The sequence below is a fragment of the Streptomyces sp. NBC_00009 genome (assembly GCF_045040855.1).
GTDB lineage: Bacteria > Actinomycetota > Actinomycetes > Streptomycetales > Streptomycetaceae > Streptomyces > Streptomyces aureus.
On record NZ_CP108312.1, the window covers coordinates 5,937,303 to 5,954,151 of the forward strand.

14 protein-coding genes are annotated in these 16,849 nt (G+C 69.6%); 6 read left to right on the forward strand and 8 right to left on the reverse strand.

The features are described 5' to 3' along the window. The first annotated feature begins 2 nt into the window (after window positions 1–2). The gene (locus OHA58_RS26780; protein WP_405481899.1) at window positions 3–572 is read left to right on the forward strand and encodes a dienelactone hydrolase family protein; all 570 of its coding nucleotides are present in this window, start codon (window positions 3–5) and stop codon (window positions 570–572) included. Between the two features lie 16 nt (window positions 573–588). Here OHA58_RS26780 and OHA58_RS26785 read toward each other — a convergent pair whose 3' ends face one another. The 5 genes from OHA58_RS26785 to OHA58_RS26805 form a co-directional block, all read right to left on the reverse strand. Next, entirely contained in the window at window positions 589–1,587 is a 999-nt protein-coding gene (locus tag OHA58_RS26785; protein ID WP_405481901.1) for a zinc metalloprotease, read from the reverse strand. A 318-nt stretch (window positions 1,588–1,905) separates the two neighbouring features. Further along, a complete protein-coding gene (locus OHA58_RS26790; protein ID WP_405481903.1) occupies window positions 1,906–3,588 on the reverse strand; it encodes an alkaline phosphatase D family protein in 1,683 nt (560 codons plus the stop codon). A gap of 82 nt (window positions 3,589–3,670) precedes the next feature. Beyond that, window positions 3,671–4,489, reverse strand: a complete 819-nt coding sequence (locus OHA58_RS26795) for a thioredoxin domain-containing protein (RefSeq protein ID WP_405481904.1) — start codon at window positions 4,487–4,489, stop codon at window positions 3,671–3,673. Between the two features lie 63 nt (window positions 4,490–4,552). Beyond that, complete coding sequence (locus OHA58_RS26800) at window positions 4,553–5,239, reverse strand: hypothetical protein (protein ID WP_405481906.1); 687 nt, start codon at window positions 5,237–5,239, stop codon at window positions 4,553–4,555. 83 nt (window positions 5,240–5,322) lie between these two features. Further along, window positions 5,323–6,648, reverse strand: a complete 1,326-nt coding sequence (locus tag OHA58_RS26805) for a DUF2252 domain-containing protein (protein ID WP_405481908.1) — start codon at window positions 6,646–6,648, stop codon at window positions 5,323–5,325. 224 nt (window positions 6,649–6,872) lie between these two features. On the opposite strand from OHA58_RS26805, the gene dnaE reads away from it, so the two are divergent. After that, a complete protein-coding gene (dnaE, locus tag OHA58_RS26810) occupies window positions 6,873–10,412 on the forward strand; it encodes a DNA polymerase III subunit alpha (protein WP_405481909.1) in 3,540 nt (1,179 codons plus the stop codon). A gap of 125 nt (window positions 10,413–10,537) precedes the next feature. Here dnaE and OHA58_RS26815 read toward each other — a convergent pair whose 3' ends face one another. Then, window positions 10,538–10,717 carry a hypothetical protein gene (locus tag OHA58_RS26815; RefSeq protein WP_116502594.1) on the reverse strand — a complete coding sequence of 60 codons (180 nt, stop codon included), beginning with the start codon at window positions 10,715–10,717 and terminating at the stop codon, window positions 10,538–10,540. 307 nt (window positions 10,718–11,024) lie between these two features. Between OHA58_RS26815 and OHA58_RS26820 the strand changes: the two genes are divergently transcribed. The 4 genes from OHA58_RS26820 (at window position 11,025) to OHA58_RS26835 (ending at window position 15,377) form a co-directional block, all read left to right on the forward strand. Beyond that, window positions 11,025–12,335 (forward strand): NYN domain-containing protein, encoded by a 1,311-nt coding sequence (locus tag OHA58_RS26820; RefSeq protein WP_405481910.1) that lies wholly within the window; start codon window positions 11,025–11,027, stop codon window positions 12,333–12,335. 440 nt (window positions 12,336–12,775) lie between these two features. After that, a complete protein-coding gene (locus tag OHA58_RS26825) occupies window positions 12,776–13,798 on the forward strand; it encodes an ABC transporter ATP-binding protein (RefSeq protein WP_405481911.1) in 1,023 nt (340 codons plus the stop codon). Window positions 13,799–13,858: 60 nt separating this feature from the next. Beyond that, window positions 13,859–14,692, forward strand: a complete 834-nt coding sequence (locus OHA58_RS26830) for an ABC transporter permease (protein ID WP_405481912.1) — start codon at window positions 13,859–13,861, stop codon at window positions 14,690–14,692. A 34-nt stretch (window positions 14,693–14,726) separates the two neighbouring features. Next, on the forward strand, window positions 14,727–15,377 hold the full coding sequence (locus OHA58_RS26835; RefSeq protein ID WP_405481913.1) for an AAA family ATPase: 651 nt from the start codon (window positions 14,727–14,729) through the stop codon (window positions 15,375–15,377). Between the two features lie 147 nt (window positions 15,378–15,524). On the opposite strand, the gene ybaK is transcribed toward OHA58_RS26835, so the two are convergent. Both ybaK and OHA58_RS26845 read right to left on the reverse strand, forming a co-directional pair. Further along, window positions 15,525–16,025: a Cys-tRNA(Pro) deacylase gene (gene ybaK / locus OHA58_RS26840; RefSeq protein ID WP_100592244.1), complete on the reverse strand. Its 501-nt coding sequence runs from the start codon at window positions 16,023–16,025 to the stop codon at window positions 15,525–15,527. A gap of 36 nt (window positions 16,026–16,061) precedes the next feature. Next, on the reverse strand, window positions 16,062–16,844 hold the full coding sequence (locus tag OHA58_RS26845) for an LON peptidase substrate-binding domain-containing protein (protein ID WP_384000610.1): 783 nt from the start codon (window positions 16,842–16,844) through the stop codon (window positions 16,062–16,064). Between the last annotated feature and the right edge of the window lie 5 nt (window positions 16,845–16,849).

Genomic DNA, 16,849 nt, shown 5'->3' on the forward strand with positions numbered 1-16,849 from the left:
ACATGAACATCATGCTTTTCCACTCGACGCACGGCCTGCGTCCCGCCGTCCGTGACGCGGCCGACCGGCTGCGGGCTGCCGGACACGAGGTGTGGACCCCGGACCTCTTCGAGGGCCGCACCTTCGACACCGTCGAGGACGGCATGGCCTTCAACGAGGAGATCGGCAAGGACGAGCTGCTCAAGCGCGCCATCCTCGCCGCCGCCCCTTACTCCGAGCGCGGGCTCGTCTACGCCGGTTTCTCCCTCGGCGCCTCGATCGCGCAGACCCTGGCACTCGGCGACGACAAGGCGCGCGGCCTGCTGCTCCTGCACGGCACCTCGGACATCGCCGAGAACGCCTCCGTGGACGAACTGCCCGTCCAGCTGCACGTCGCCGAGCCCGACCCGTTCGAGACCGACGACTGGCTGAGCGCCTGGTACCTCCAGATGGGCCGGACCGGCGCCGACGTGGAGGTCTACCGCTACCCGGGCGCCGGCCACCTCTACACCGACCCCGAACTGCCGGACTACGACGCGGAGGCGGCCGAGGCCACCTGGCGGGTGGCGCTCGGCTTCCTCGATTCGCTCTAGGCCGTACTGCGGTCCGCTAGCCCGCGCGGTACGCCGTCCAGCTGTCCTTCATCCGCTGCACCTGGCCCGCGGTGAACTGGTACATGCAGGAGTCGTACGTGTAGTCCATGAAGTTGTGGATCGGGTCGACGCCCGTCTTGTTGACGCAGGTGTCGCGCCCGGTCGGGCACTGGAACGCGGCGCTCTTCTCGGCCGGGGTGTCGGCGACGTAGTCGCCGTTGCCGTTACAGCCGCCCTGGAAGGTGTGGTACAGCCCCATCCAGTGGCCGATCTCGTGGGTGCCCGTGTCGCCCTCGTTGTAGTTGGTGGCCGAGCCGCCCGGCAGCGAGGTGTCGAGGACGACCACGCCGTCGTCGGACGGGTTCGACTTGTACGAGGACGGGAACGTCGCCCAGCCGAGCAGGTCCTGGCCGAGGTTGGCGGTGTAGAAGTTCAGCGCGCCCGCGCCGCCCTTGCGGAGTGTGGACTTCATGGACTTCTCGGCGGCGGATCCCGGCGTGATGCCGTTGTACCAGGCGGCGTTGTCCGTGTAGTCGGTGCCGGCCAGCGTGAACGTGAAGCCCGAGTCGTTGTTGCCGGTGCCCTGGCCGCTGTAGGCCGCGTTCAGGACGTCGATCTGCTTGGCGATGTCGGTCGACGAGAGATTGCCGGTCGCGCCGTCGTGGATGACGTGGACGTAGACCGGGATCGTGGTCGACGCGGCGGCGAGGCCTCTGGAGAGCGTTCCGTCGGCGCGCATCTTGTCGAGTCTGCGCTGCATGTCCGCGTCCATGGACTTGGCCTTGGCCGCGCTGACCTCGTTCGGCTCCTGCGCGTGGTCGGCGCCGGTGGGCTTCTTCTCGCGTGCCACGGCGTTGCCGCTGTCGGCGCACTTCTGCGCGGAGGCCGACGCCTTGGCGGTCGCGGCGCTGCCCGACGGGGCGGACAGCGGGGCGATGGCCAGGGTTCCGGCCACCAGCGCGGTGCCGATCAGGCGGCGGCGCATCAGCGGAGATATTCGGGCAAGCGCGGTCATGCGGACTCCTCGCGGACGGGGTGGGGGAGGAACTTCCTCGCCGCCGCGGGGAGATTACGTGGCCATGTCAGTCCTTGAAGAGCGGTGTTCTGGCCCAATCAATTGCCGCTCTTCCTCCGGCAATTCGGGGCAACAGGAAGAAATTTTCGTGTGGCGTCCGGAGTTTGAGATCCATACGTAACGGGAGCGGTTACCGCGACGGGTGGTGTGTCCGCATTCGGTCCGCGGACAGCACCACCCGCCGTAGTGCTGTGATCCGTTCTTAACGCGCCGACGAGTGGCTGGAATTGGCCCCTCGTCCGCCACCTGGGGTCCGGGTCAGCGCACCGGTGTGTTCACCCGCTCGACCTTCTGCGTGCCGCTGAGCGTGCGGTAGGAGCGGGCCCAGGAGGTCGTCGCGGCCGGATCCTTGCGGTCGGAGACGACGTAGTAGTCCATCTGCGAGCGCTCGGCGGTGACGTCGAGGACGCCGTAGCCGTGCGCGTCCATGTCCAGCCACTTCACATGGCGGTTGGCCGCCTTGATGGCGCCCTCCGCCACCGTCGAGATGGTGTTCGGAGCCACGTGCAGGATGTCGTCGAGGTTGTCGGAGGTCACCGACGTGACGACGAACTCCGTGGCCGCGGACGGGGAGAGCGGATACGTTCCGGCCGTCACCGGTACGTCGTTCGCCCAGGCCATGTGGATGTCGCCGGTGAGGAAGACCGTGTTGCGGATCGCCTTGTCCCGCAGGTGCCCGATCAGCTCCTTGCGGTCGTGCGTGTAGCCGTCCCACTGGTCGACGTTGACCGCGAGGCCGCCGGTCGGCAGGCCGAGCAACTCGGCGAGCGGCTCCAGCAGATGGGCCGGCAGCGAGCCGAAGGCGACCGGCGAGATCATCACCGAGGTGCCGACGAGCTTCCACGAGGCGTCGGACGCGGCCAGGCCCGCCTTCAGCCAGTCGAGCTGGGCGCGGCCGGTGATCGAGCGCTCGGGGGAGTCCACGTCGCCGTTGCCGACGGTCGACTGCTGGGAGCGGAACGAGCGCAGGTCGAGCAGGTGCAGATCGGCCAGCTTGCCGAAGCGCAGGCGGCGGTAGACGGTGCCCGCGGTGGACGGGCGCACCGGCATCCACTCGAAGTAGGCCTGCTTGGCGGCCTGCTGACGCGCCGCCCAGTCGCCCTCGGTGCCGGGCGTGTGGTTCTCGGCGCCGCCCGACCAGGCGTCGTTGGCGAACTCGTGGTCGTCCCAGATGGCGATGAGCGGGTGCGCGGCGTGTACGGCCATCACGTCGGCGTCGGTCTTGTGCAGGCCGTGGCGCACGCGGTAGTCGGCGAGCGTGAGGATCTCGTGGCGCGGCTCGTGCTGCCGTACGACGTACTTGGCCTCGGGGTACTCGCCGGTCTTGTACTCGTAGATGTAGTCGCCGAGATGGAGCACCGCGTCCAGGTCGGTGCGGGCGGCGAGATGGCGGTACGCGGAGAAGTAGCCGGCCTCCCAGTTGGCGCACGAGACCACTCCGAACCGGACGCCCGCGGCCTGCGCGTCGAGCGCGGGCGCCGTGCGCGTACGGCCCACGGGGGAGACGGCGCCCTCTCCGCCTTCTCCGCCCTCTACGGAGAAGCGGAAGTAATAGACACTCGCAGGGAGCAGGCCCCTTACATCGGCCTTGACGGTGTGGTCGGCGGACGCCCGTGCCGTGGTGGTGCCGTGGGCGACGACCTGGTGGAAGTCCTTGTCCTGGGCGACCTCCCAGCGGACGTCCGCGTCGGGGCCCTTTCCGGAGCCGGGCACGGCGTCGGGGGTGGGCGTCACGCGCGTCCACAGGAGGATGCCGTCGGGCAGCGGGTCGCCCGACGCGACGCCGTGCAGGAAGGCGGGGCCGTCGGCCGCGTGCGCGGCGGGGGCGGTGGCGAGCGCCGCGAGGGTGGAGGCGCCGGCCGTGGCGGCCGCGGCCTTCACGACCGTACGGCGGCTCGGCGCAAGGGTGTTGAGGCTGGCTATGTTGAGTCGACTGGTCACAGGTGATCACATTACTGACCAGTAAAAGCGAAAAGTGGGCGAACTCCGAAGAGTTCGCCCACACTTCGTCAGCGCGTCGGCGTCAGCCCTTGAGGGCCTTGTCGACCGCGGTGTTGTAGTCGGCGACGGTGCTGGGCGCGGTCTTGCCGTCGGGGCCGGTGAGCTGCTTGCCGTCCATCACGAACGACGGGGTGCCCTCGACCCCGTACTTGTTGTTGTCGAAGTTCTTCGACATCTCCAGGGCCCACTTGTCGAAGGTGCCGTCCTTGACGTCCTTCTGGAAGGCCGAGTTGTTCTTCAGTTCCGGGACGGTGTTCGCGACCTTGATGAGGTACGCGTCGTCCTTGAACTTGTCGGTGGTCTCCTCCGGGTGCCACTTCTTGGAGTACAGCGCCTCCTTGTAGTCCCAGAAGGCGTCCTTGGAGACGTTCAGGGCGGAGCCGAGCGCGCTGAGCGCGTTCTTGGAGCCTTCGCCCTGGAGGTTCTTGTCGAGGAAGGTGGCGCCGATGTACTGGATCTTGTACTTGCCGTCGTCGAGGTCCTTCTTCACCGTCGTGCCGACCGTCTGCTCGAAGGCGGCGCAGACCGGGCAGCGCGAGTCCTCGTAGGCGATGATCGTCTTCTTGGCGGAGTCCTCGCCGAGGGTCACCGTCGTGTTGTTCTTGCCCGTGGTGTTCTTGGGCGCGACCAGCTTGTCGTCCTTCGCCGCTTCCCAGTAGGTGGGCTTGTTCATCTGCATGACGCCGAAGCCGATGCCGCCGGCTATCGCGAGGACCGCGACGATCCCGCCGGCGACGATCGCCTGGCGCTTCGCCTTCTCCTTCTTGGCCTGCTTCTCGCGCTCGACGCGAAGCCGCTCGCGGGCCGCCGTCTTCGCGGCCTGGCTGTTCCTCTGGCTCATGATCGTTCTCCGTGTGGGTGCTGCGAAGTCTTCAAAGGGGGACTGCTGTGCCGGGCCCGGGCCTCAGGCGGCCAGGGCCACGCACGGCGGTCCGCGTCGTCCCACGGAGTGCACCCACAGGCGCGTACGCGCGGCCCGGACCCGGCGCGCGGGCCGCGGCAGGCGGCGTGCGGGCTCCAGGTGGGCCCGTACAGCGGCGAAGGCGATCAGTAGCGGCCGGAAGGTGAACCCGGCGACCGCGCGCAGCAGCTGGGCCAGCGCCTGCTCGCCGCGGCGCAGCCAGGCGGCGGCGAGGAGGCCCACGGCGACATGCGCGCCGAGGAGCAGCCAGGCGGCGGCCGGGTCGGTGTGCGCGAGGAGCGCGGCAGCCTTGTCGGTGTTGCCGCCGGCCATGCGCGCCAGCGGCGTACCGACGCTGCCGCCGCACAGGACGTCGAGCCCGACCGCGCGCAGCGGCCCGGCGACGGGCCCGCCCGCCGCGCCGTAACAGACGTGCTGGCCCGTCGTGAACACCGTGTCGGCGGCCAGCTCCAGCGGGACGAGCAGGGCCGCGATCCGGCCGAAGCTCCGCTCGCGCCCCGCCAGCGCGTACGCGAGGACGAAGACGGCGAAGGCCGTGGCCGCCACCGTCACCACCGGAAGGGGGACCCGGGACAGCAGGACGTGCGACGCGGCGGAGAGCATCACGACGAGAGCCGTGAAGAGCGCCGCGCGCACGGCTCTGAGCTGGGTTCCGGATATGTCGTCCATCGCGGAGGAGTGTGCCATGCGTTCCTGTAAGGGACCCCTAAAGGGTCGCTGTGCGTTACGGGAGCGTTGTCGGCCCCTGTGGCCTACAGGCCCGGGATCCGGCCGTTGCGGAAGAGGTCCACGAAGATCTGGTGGTCCGCACGCGCGCGTGCCCCGTAGCTGTGCGCGAAGTCGACCAGGAGACCCGCGAAGCCGTCCTCGTCCGCCGCGATGGCCGCGTCGATGGCCCGCTCCGTGGAGAACGGCACCAGGGACTGCCCGGACAGGTCGTCGGCCGCCGCGTGCATCGTCGCCGTGGCCCGGCCGAGGTCGGCGACGACCGCGGCGATCTCCTCCAGGTCGTCGATGTCCGACCAGTCGAGGTCCACCGCGTACGGCGACACCTCGGCGACCAGCTGCCCCGAGCCGTCCAGCTCGGTCCAGCCGAGCCACGGGTCCGCGTGCGCCTGGAGCGCGCGCTGCGAGATCACCGTGCGGTGGCCCTCGTGCTCGAAGTAGTCCCGGATCGCCGCGTCCGTGATGTGCCGCGACACGGCCGGCGTCTGGGCCTGCTTGAGATAGATCACGACATCGTTCTCCAGGGCGTCGCTGTGGCCCTCCAGAAGGATGTTGTACGAGGGCAGGCCCGCGGAGCCGATGCCGATGCCGCGCCGCCCCACCACGTCCTTCACGCGGTACGAGTCCGGACGCGTCAGGGACGACTCCGGGAGCGTCTCCAGATAGCCGTCGAAGGCCGCCAGGACCTTGTAACGCGTCGCCGCGTCGAGCTCGATGGTGCCGCCGCCGGACGCGAACCGGCGCTCGAAGTCACGGATCTCCGTCATCGAGTCGAGCAGCCCGAAGCGGGTCAGGGAGCGGGCATCGCGCAGCGCGTCCAGGAGCGGGCCCTCGGCCGTGTCGAGCGTGAAGGGCGGCACCTCGTCGCTCTTGGCGCCCGTCGCGAGCGCGTGGATCCGCTCGCGGTACGCGCCCGCGTACGTGCGCACCAGGTCGGTGATCTGCTCGTCGCTGAGCGCCTTCGTGTAGCCGATCAGGGCCACGGAGGCGGCGAAGCGCTTGAGGTCCCAGGTGAAGGGGCCGACGTACGCCTCGTCGAAGTCGTTCACATTGAAGATCAGGCGGCCCGTGGAGTCCATGTACGTGCCGAAGTTCTCCGCGTGCAGGTCGCCGTGGATCCACACCCGGCCCGTGCGGTCGTCCAGGTACGGGCCGCCGTGCCGCTCGCGCTCCAGGTCCGCGTAGAACAGGCACGCCGTCCCGCGGTAGAACGCGAAGGCCGACGAGGCCATCTTCCGGAACTTCACCCGGAACGCGGCGGGGTCGGCGGCCAGGAGCTCGCCGAACGCGGTGTCGAAGACGCTGAGGATCTGCTCGCCGCGCTGCTCTGCGGTGGGCTGGGGGACCGACATCGCGGGGTGCCTCCTGGTGCGGGCTGTGCCGTCGGGGGTGACGACGGATGGTGACCGTGGATCGTGCCATGGGGGACAGCTGTCCTGCTCTGTCCAACGCCCGACCGTACCCCCGAGTGCCCGCGGGTTGTCAGTGCCCACCCGTAGACTTCCAAGCTGTCCGCCCGACTGCCTGCAGCCTGTCGCCGGTCCGTATCCGTCCGTTTCCGTTGGAGGCCGAAACCGTGTCAAAGCCGCCGTTCACGCACCTGCACGTCCACACCCAGTACTCGCTGCTGGACGGTGCCGCGCGGCTCAAGGACATGTTCAATGCCTGCAATGAAATGGGCATGACGCACATCGCCATGTCCGACCACGGCAACCTCCACGGGGCGTACGACTTCTTCCACACGGCGAAGAAGTCCGGGGTCGTCCCGATCATCGGGATCGAGGCGTACGTCGCCCCCGAGTCCCGGCGCAACAAGCGCAAGGTCCAGTGGGGCCAGCCGCACCAGAAGCGGGACGACGTCTCCGGTTCGGGTGGTTACACCCACAAGACGATCTGGGCGGCGAACAGCACGGGCCTGCACAACCTCTTCAAGCTGTCCTCGGACGCGTACGCGGAGGGCTGGCTGCAGAAGTGGCCGCGCATGGACAAGGAGACGATCTCCCAGTGGTCGGAGGGGCTCATCGCCTCGACCGGCTGCCCGTCCGGTGAGCTCCAGACGCGTCTGCGCCTCGGCCAGTTCGACGAGGCGGTCAAGGCGGCGGCCGAGTACCAGGACATCTTCGGCAAGGACCGGTACTTCCTGGAGCTGATGGACCACGGCATCGACATCGAGCGCCGGGTCCGCGACGACCTGCTGCGGGTCGGCAAGAAGCTCGGCATCCCGCCCCTGGTGACGAACGACTCGCACTACACGTACGCGCACGAGGCGACCGCGCACGACGCCCTGCTGTGCATCCAGACCGGCAAGAACCTCTCGGACCCGGACCGCTTCCGCTTCGACGGCACGGGCTACTACCTCAAGACGACCGACGAGATGTACGCCGTCGACTCCTCGGACGCCTGGCAGGAGGGCTGCGCCAACACGCTCCTGGTCGCCGAGCAGATCGACACCACGGGCATGTTCGAGAAGCGCGACCTCATGCCGAAGTTCGACATCCCGGAGGGCTTCACCGAGGTCACCTGGTTCCAGGAGGAGGTCCGGGTCGGCATGGAGCGCCGCTACCCGGGCGGCGTCCCAGAGGACCGGCAGAAGCAGGCCGAGTACGAGATGGACATCATCATCCAGATGGGGTTCCCGGGGTACTTCCTGGTCGTCGCCGACTTCATCATGTGGGCGAAGAACAACGGCATCGCGGTCGGCCCCGGCCGAGGCTCCGCGGCCGGCTCGATCGTCGCGTACGCCATGGGCATCACCGACCTCGACCCGATCACACACGGCCTGATCTTCGAGCGGTTCCTGAACCCCGAGCGCGTCTCCATGCCCGATGTCGACATCGACTTCGACGAGCGCAGGCGCGTCGAAGTGATCAGGTACGTGACCGAGAAGTACGGCGCCGACAAGGTCGCCATGATCGGCACCTACGGCAAGATCAAGGCCAAGAACGCGATCAAGGACTCCGCGCGCGTCCTCGGCTACCCGTACGCGATGGGCGACCGCCTCACCAAGGCGATGCCCGCCGACGTCCTCGGCAAGGGCATCGACCTGTCGGGCATCACCGACCCCGCCCACCCGCGCTACAGCGAGGCGGGCGAGATCCGGGGGATGTACGAGAACGAGCCGGACGTCAAGAAGGTCATCGACACCGCCAAGGGCGTCGAGGGCCTGGTCCGGCAGATGGGCGTCCACGCCGCCGGCGTCATCATGTCCAGCGAGCCCATCGTCGACCACGCCCCGATCTGGGTCCGGCACTCGGACGGCGTGACCATCACGCAGTGGGACTACCCGCAGTGCGAGTCGCTCGGCCTGCTGAAGATGGACTTCCTCGGCCTGCGCAACCTCACGATCATGGACGACGCCGTCAAGATGGTGAAGGCCAACAAGGGCATCGACCTGGAGATGCTCTCCCTGCCGCTGGACGACCCCAAGACGTACGAGATGCTCTGCCGCGGTGACACGCTCGGCGTGTTCCAGTTCGACGGCGGTCCGATGCGTTCGCTGCTCCGCCAGATGCAGCCCGACAACTTCGAGGACATTTCCGCCGTCTCGGCCCTGTACCGGCCGGGCCCGATGGGAATGAACTCGCACACGAACTACGCGGAGCGCAAGAACGGGCGCCAGGAGATCACCCCGATCCACCCGGAGCTCGAAGAGCCGCTGAAGGAGACCCTCGGTCTCACCTACGGCCTCATCGTGTACCAGGAGCAGGTGCAGAAGGCCGCCCAGATCATCGCCGGCTACTCGCTCGGCGAGGCCGACATCCTGCGCCGCGTGATGGGCAAGAAGAAGCCCGAGGAGCTGGAGAAGAACTTCGTCCTCTTCCAGGCCGGTGCCAAGAAGAAGGGCTTCTCCGACGCGGCGATCCAGGCCCTGTGGGACGTCCTGGTGCCGTTCGCCGGATACGCGTTCAACAAGGCGCACTCCTCCGCGTACGGTCTCGTCACCTACTGGACCGCCTACCTCAAGGCGAACTACCCGGCCGAGTACATGGCCGCGCTGCTCACGTCGGTGAAGGACGACAAGGACAAGTCCGCGGTCTATCTGAACGAATGCCGCCGCATGGGCATCAAGGTCCTCCCGCCGAATGTGAACGAGTCGGAACACAACTTCGCCGCCCAGGGCGACGACGTGATCCTCTTCGGCCTCTCCGCCGTCCGTAACGTCGGTACGAATGTGGTCGAGTCGATCATCCGCAGCCGCAAGGCGAAGGGGAAGTACGCCTCCTTCCCCGACTACCTCGACAAGGTCGAGGCCGCCGCCTGCAACAAGCGCACCACCGAATCGCTGATCAAGGCAGGCGCGTTCGACACGATGGGGCACACCCGCAAGGGCCTCACCGCACAGTACGAGCCGATGATCGACAACGTCGTGCAGGTCAAGCGCAAGGAGGCCGAGGGCCAGTTCGACCTCTTCGGCGGCATGGGCGAGGAGGACAGCAGCGAGCCGGGATTCGGGCTCGACGTCGAATTCTCCGAGGACGAGTGGGAGAAGACCTATCTCCTCGCCCAGGAGCGCGAGATGCTCGGTCTCTACGTCTCCGACCACCCGCTGTTCGGCCTCGAACACGTGCTGTCCGACAAGGCCGACGCCGGCATCGGGCAGCTCACCGGCGGCGACTACTCGGACGGTTCGATCGTCACTATCGGCGGCATCATCTCGGGCCTCCAGCGCAAGATGACCAAGCAGGGCAACGCCTGGGCCATCGCGACCGTCGAGGACCTGGCCGGCTCCATCGAGTGCATGTTCTTCCCGGCGACGTATCAGCTGGTGTCGACCCAACTCGTCGAGGACGCCGTCGTGTTCGTCAAGGGCCGCCTCGACAAGCGCGAGGACGTGCCGCGCCTCGTCGCGATGGAACTCATGGTCCCCGACCTGTCGAACGCCGGGACCAACGCGCCCGTGACGATCACCATCCCCACGGTGAAGGTGACCCCGCCGATGGTCAGCAGGCTCGGCGAGATCCTCAGTCACCACAAGGGCAACAGCGAGGTGAGGATCAAGCTCCAAGGGGCCCGTAAGACAACGGTGCTGCGGCTCGACCGGCATCGCGTGCAGCCCGACCCCGCGCTCTTCGGCGACCTGAAGGTGCTGCTCGGGCCGTCCTGTCTGGCGGGCTGAGTCGGGCCGACGCGGGCTGAAGGGCCCTGAGGATTTGGTCATTACGTGAGTGAGGGGCGCTCCCGGATTCCTCCGGGAGCGCCCCTCACTGTGTGCCCAAAGGGCCACTTGCCTTACGGAAGGCGTCAGTTGTGGCCGAAGCGGCGCTGGTGCTTACGGGCAACATCCGCGGGCGTGCCCTGAGCCTGCGACTGCATCTCCGACTGTGCTTCCATACCGGCCGACTTGGCCTGCTCGGAAGCCTGCTCGGAGGCGGAGGCGCGGCTGCGCTGGTCGCCCTGCTTGCGGTTCTTGTTCTTGGCCATGGTGACTGCCTCCTGCGGGGGGTCTAGGGGCCAGGGCCGGATTCAGATTCACATATGCTGACGAGGCACGCATTTCAGAGAATTACCGTGCGTAATAAGCGCTGTCAGGGCGTTGTTAGGAGCGCGACGGGAGTTCTGTGAGCGGGCCGCTTCGGGAATTCGTCCGATCCGCCACGCCGAAGATCGAGTTCGGGCCGTTAACCCCCGTGTGGTCGGGCAGACTCGAAGGAAACCCGAGGCGAACCCGCGATCGTCGACACCGTGGGACCTCCGGACGCCGGTAATTCAGCGAAAGAGGGTGGATCGCGTGGACCGTTGTATCGTCCTGGTGGACGCCGGTTACCTGCTCGGGGCCGCCGCGAGTCTCCTCGCGGGGGAGCCGTCCCGGTCCCGGATCACCGTCGATCATGTCGCCCTCATCCAAGGGCTGCGTGAGCGCGCCGAATCCGACACCGAGCGGCCACTTCTGCGGATCTACTGGTTCGACGGGGCGCCGGACCGGGTGCCCCAGCCCGAGCACCGCCGGCTTCGCGTGATGCCCCGCGTGACCGTGCGACTCGGTGCGCTTACCCGTAGCGACGGGCGCTGGGCGCAGAAGGGGGTCGACGCGGCGATGCACGCCGAGCTGACCGAACTCGCCCGTAACCGCGCCTGCTCCGACATCGTGCTCGTCACCGGCGACGGCGATCTGCTGCCCGGCATGATGGCCGCGAAGGAGCACGGGGTCGCCGTGCACCTGTGGGCCGTGCAGGCCGCCGACGGCGACTACAACCAGTCCGAGGACCTCGTCGCCGAGGCGGATGAGCGGCGCGTGCTCGACCGGGCCTGGATCACCAAGGCCGTGCGGGCCAAGGAAGTCGGCGGGATCTGCGCGCCGCAGCCCGCTCCGCGGCCGGAGATCGCGGCGATTCTGTCCGCGCCGCTGCCTGAGTCGGCGCTTGCCTCCGCGGCGGGGCACTCCGCGGATCTCTCCGATGTGCCGGGGGGTGGCGGCGCCGGGCAGGGGGGTGCCCCGGTCGGTGACGGTGTCGATCATGGGGTGGCCGCGCGCGAGGGTGACGGTGGGGGGACCGAGGACGAGCGGGGTGGTGCGGGGAAGGGTGTCCCCACGCCCAAGGACCTTGCCGCCCTGCGCGGACCCGGCGCCGCTCCTGGGCTTGGGGTGCATCCTCAGGTTCATCCCGCGCAGCACCCCGCCAACGCCACCTTGCGGTGGTCGTCCGACAAGGGGTGGGTCGAGCGGCCCGGGGTCGTGGGGGAGTCGGCGGACGCGGCGTCCCTGCCGACGCTGGCCCAGCTGACCACCGCGGAGCAGCGGTGGGCCGACCGCGAGGAGGACATCACCACCGTCGGCGGTGACCCCTTCGAGGTGGGGCAGGTGTTCGCCCGGCGGTGGATGGAGCGGCTGGGGGACCAGGTTCAGCTGCAGAAGCTGTCCACCATGTATCCGCGGGTGCCGCATCGTATCGACGGGGAGTTGCTGCGGTATGCCGCGCGGTTCGGGCTGCTCGCCCACAAGGACGATCAGATCGACGAGCACGATCGGTATGCGATTCGGGCCGGGTTCTGGCGGGAGGTTGATGTGCGTAGCGCTGCGGAGAGGGTGACCGCGGAGTAGTCGGGGGCGGAGTGGTCTTGCTCCGGGGTGGTGGTCTTGGCGGGTGCGGGTGCGGGTGCGGGTGCGGGTGCCGGGTGCCCCTTGTCGGGTGCGGGCTTGTTTTCGGCTTGTGGCTCGCGCCCGTGGTGGGTGCGGGGCCGGTCCGGTATGTCGCTCCTCGCTTGGATGGTTCGGCGTCGGATTTCGTAGGCGTCAGTTGTGTGTGCCGGCTCCGGGCGGACATACCGGCCCGGCCCCTTCCGTTCGGTCGCGGGTGCGGCTGCGTGGGGGCCGGTGTCCGTCGGGCCGTGTATGTGGGTGGGTGCGACAGCGTGTGTCGGCTCCGGGCGGACATATGTTCGCGGGTGCGGCTGCGTGGGGGCGGGAGCGCGTCCCGTTTTCGGTGGCATGTCCCTACCCGGGCGTCGTCGGGAGGGCGCGACCCCGTAGTCTCGTCCTTCGTGAGTACGCGCACGGCACAGGCGGCCCCCAGAGGGCGACGGGGGGATGTGGTGTGCGTCGTGCGGGATCTCGTGCGTACGTATCCCGCCACCCGCGGGCGTCGCGGAGCGCCCGGGAGCGCTGCGATCCGGGCCACCGACGGGGTGTCCCTCGAGATCCGGCGCGGGGAGATCTTCGGGCTGCTCGGGCCCAACGGCGCCGGTAAGTCCACCCTCGTACGGCAGCTGACCGGGCTGATGCGGCCCGACAGCGGGAGCGTCGGGATTTTGGGGCACGACATCGTGCGCTATCCGGAGCGGGCCTCGCGGATTCTGGCGTATCTGGGGCAGGAGTCGAGCGCTCTGGACGAGTTGACCGTGTCGCTCGCCGCCGAGACCACCGGGCGGCTGCGAGGGCTCGATCTGCGTGCGGCCCGGGCCGAGCGGGACGCCGTGGTGGAGGAGCTGGGGCTCGGGGCGATTGCGTCGCGGCCCCTGAAGAAGCTTTCCGGCGGGCAGCGGCGGCTTGCCTGCTTTGCTGCTGCTCTCGTGGGGGAGCGGCCGTTGTTGGTGCTTGACGAGCCGACCACGGGGATGGATCCCGTCGCCCGTCGTGCCGTCTGGGCCGCCGTCGACCGGCGGCGGGCCGAGAGCGGCGCCACCGTCGTGCTGGTCACCCATAACGTCATCGAGGCCGAGACCGTGCTCGATCGCGTCGCCGTGCTCGACCGCGGGCGCGTGATCGCCTGCGACACCCCGGCCGGGCTGAAGGAGAAGGTCGCCGGCGAGGTGCGCGTCGAGCTCGTGTGGCGGGAGCGGGCGCCGCTGGACGTGCCCGCCGTCGCCGCGCTGCGGGTTTTTGCTGTCGAGTCCGGGCGCCGCTGGTCGCTGCGGCTCGGCCCCGACGAGGCGCGGGCCGCCGTCGCCGCCGTCACCGGCGGCCCCGCGTTCGCCGCCCTTGACGATTTCTCCCTGACCACGCCGAGCCTGGAAGATGTGTACCTGGCGCTCGGCGGCGAGGCCAAGGGGCTGGTGAAGTCTTGAACACGGCTGCCCCCATGGACGTAGTACCCGACGGAACAGTCACGACAGGAGTCGCGCACCGTGAGTGTCGTACCCGCTGAGGTCCTTCAGGGCGGTGCCCGGGTGGGCGCGAGCGGGCTGAGCGCCGAGGGTGACGCCGTCGGCGAGCTCGCCCCGAGGGCCCGGCTGCTGCCGTCCCTCGCTGCCGTGTACCGCGCGCAGCTCTCGCGGGCGCGCGTCGCCAGGATCCCGCTGCTCTTCGTCGCCACCTTCCAGTCCGTCGGCATCATGGTTCTGATGCGCGGCGTGGTGGAGGGGGGCCGGGAGGCGCAGGCTGTTGTCGCCGGGGCGAGTGTTCTGGTTGTCGCGTTTGTTGCTCTCAATCTGCTCGCGCAGTATTTCGGGCAGTTGCGGGCCGCCGGCGGGCTCGACCACTACGCGACGCTGCCCGTGCCGCCCGCCGCCGTGGTGCTGGGCGCCGCCGGCGCGTACGCCTCCTTCACCGTGCCCGGGACCGTGGTCACCGCCGTCGTCGGCTGTGTCATGTTCCAGCTTCCGCTCGCGCACCTGTGGGTGCTCGCCGCCGTCATCCCGCTCGCCGGTGCCGCGCTCTCCGGGCTCGGCGCCGCGCTCGGGCTGCTCGCCCCGCGGCCCGAACTGGCCACGCTGCTCGGCCAGTTGGGCATGTCCGCGGCGCTCCTGCTCGGCGTCCTGCCGGCCGACCGCATGCCGGACATCATCCAGTACGCGCGCGATCTGCTGCCGTCGACGTACGGCGTCGAGGCCTTCGCCCGCACCTTCGGGGCGCATCCGGACTGGGGCGTCGTGCTCCTCGATCTGGGTGTCTGCGCGGGTGTCGGCGTCGCTTCGCTGGCCCTCGCCACCTGGGCGTACCGCCGGGCAGCCGTCCGGTGACGCGCGTGTCGCAGGGGCCTGGCACGATGGCAGAGTGACCGCACCGCTGACGCCACGACCCCAGCAACCCCAGCACGACCCCTGGCAGGCCTCCGGGCCCGCGGGCGCTGTGCCGTCTCACGCTCACGAGCACCAGGAGGACGGGCCAGGGATGAGGACCGAGCTGCGGGAGGCCGCCGTCGTCACGGTCGCGCTGGCCCTGTGCGGGCTGCTCCTGGGCGCGCTGTGGATGTGGCTCGCGCCGCAGGTGCCGCTCATCGCGGACGCACAGGCCGTCTATCTCAAGGACACCGAGGGCGAGCAGGCCGTCGGAGTAGACGGAACGTTCACGCTGCTCGGCCTCGCGTTCGGCCTGGTCAGCGCGGTCGCCGTGTTCCTGTGGCGCAAGCGTGGCGGCGTACCGCTCGTCATCGCCCTGGCCGTCGGCGGACTTCTCGGCGGGCTCCTCGCCTGGCGGTTCGGGATCTGGCTCGGCCCCACGCAGGACGTGGCGGCCCACGCCAAGGAGGTCGGCAAGGGCGTCACGTTCGACGCGCCGCTCGAACTCAAGGCGAAGGGCGCGCTCCTCGCCTGGCCGCTCGCCGCGATGATCGTCCACGTCGGCCTGACCGGCCTGTTCGGGCCCCGCGATCCCGACCCGTACTTCGACATCCACTACCCGCAGGACACCCCTCCGGCGCCCTGAGTGCGGGCTCTCAGGCGGGCCTGCGCCCGTGATTGGCCTTGTGCTTCCTGATCCGCCACTTCCGCTTGCGCGTCCTCTTCGACATGTCCTCGGTACTTGGCCGAGGACATGTCGTGCGTCGAGAGGTGGCGGCGATTCCGGTCGGGGTCAGGTGCGGCCGATGGGGGCCAGCACCGCTGACGTGAGCGTCGCCAGGTCCGTGGGGGCCAGCTCCACCTCCAGGCCGCGGCGGCCCGCCGAGACGCAGATCGTGTCGTGCGCCCGTGCCGAGTCGTCCAGGACCGTACGCAGCTTCTTGCGCTGGCCCAGCGGGGAGATGCCGCCCCGCACATAGCCCGTGGTGCGCTCCGCCGCCGCCGGATCGGCCATCGCTGCCCGCTTGCCGCCGACGGCCGTCGCCAGGGCCTTCAGGTCGAGCTGGCCCGCCACCGGCACGACGGCGACGGTCAGCTCGCCGTCCACGTCGGCGACGAGCGTCTTGAACACCCGGTCGGGGGAGACGCCCATCGCCTCCGCCGCCTCGTCCCCGTACGAGGGATGGGCCGGGTCGTGCTCGTACGCGTGCGTCGTGAAGGGTGTACCCGCGGCGGTGAGCGCCACGGTCGCGGGCGTTCCCCCGGACTGCTGCTTCTTGGACTTCTTCGCCAACGTCCTCATGCCTTACGTCAGTCGGGACCGGCCACGTCAGTTGAGGCTGGTCGCCTGCCGGGTCAGGTCGCCGGCCGGCAAGGACGGCAGATTACGGATGATCGCCGTCTCGGCGCGAAGGAGTTTCAGCTCGTCGCGCAGGCGCGACGCGGTGTCCGGGGCCTGGAGGAGGCGCTGCTTGGTCGGCACGTCGAGAACGGCCGCCGCGGCCACCAGGTACGACACGACGGACGGGTCGTCCGGCAGGTCGGCGCCCGTCGCCAGGGAGCGCTCACGGGCGCCCGCGAGCCGCTTCTGGTAGGAGCGGAAGGCGCGCAGCACCCCTTCGGCGAGGGCGCCCGCCTCGTCGCCGGACTCCTCGGGCAGCTCCTCGACCTCGGCGGTCAGATAGGCGCCCGACGCGTCGACCGAGTGGACCTTCACGCGGGTCGTGCCGGTGGCGAGCACCTCGAAGCTGCCGTCGGCGCGCTCCCGGATCGTCGCGGCGTCCGCGATGCAGCCCACGCCGTGCAGGGCCTTGATCGGGTCGTCGCCGAAGCCGGCCGCGGGGCCCGCCTCGGCGGCGGTCTTCGCCGCCTGGTCCGGCATGCCGGGGGCGCTGGGCGCGACCTCGTGGCCGTCGCGGATCGCCACGACGGCGAACCGGCGCGGCTCGTCGGAGTCGGCGGGGTCGCCGGAGGCCTCGGAACCCCCGGAGGAGGTCTTCAGCAGGTCGCGCATCATGGCGCGATAGCGCTCCTCGAACACGTTCAGCGGGAGCACGAGTCCCGGGAACAGCACCGAGTTGAGCGGAAAGAGCGGAAGCCGGACGGTGGTCACGACGG

Excerpts from the sequence above, each read along its gene's own strand:
- OHA58_RS26780 (WP_405481899.1), top strand. The coding sequence starts at position 3 with ATGAACATCATGCTTTTCCACTCGACGCACGGCCTGCGTCCCGCCGTC.
- OHA58_RS26785 (WP_405481901.1), bottom strand. The coding sequence starts at position 1,587 with ATGACCGCGCTTGCCCGAATATCTCCGCTGATGCGCCGCCGCCTGATC.
- OHA58_RS26795 (WP_405481904.1), bottom strand. The coding sequence starts at position 4,489 with ATGAGCCAGAGGAACAGCCAGGCCGCGAAGACGGCGGCCCGCGAGCGG.
- OHA58_RS26800 (WP_405481906.1), bottom strand. The coding sequence starts at position 5,239 with ATGGACGACATATCCGGAACCCAGCTCAGAGCCGTGCGCGCGGCGCTC.
- OHA58_RS26805 (WP_405481908.1), bottom strand. The coding sequence starts at position 6,648 with ATGTCGGTCCCCCAGCCCACCGCAGAGCAGCGCGGCGAGCAGATCCTC.
- OHA58_RS26815 (WP_116502594.1), bottom strand. The coding sequence starts at position 10,717 with ATGGCCAAGAACAAGAACCGCAAGCAGGGCGACCAGCGCAGCCGCGCC.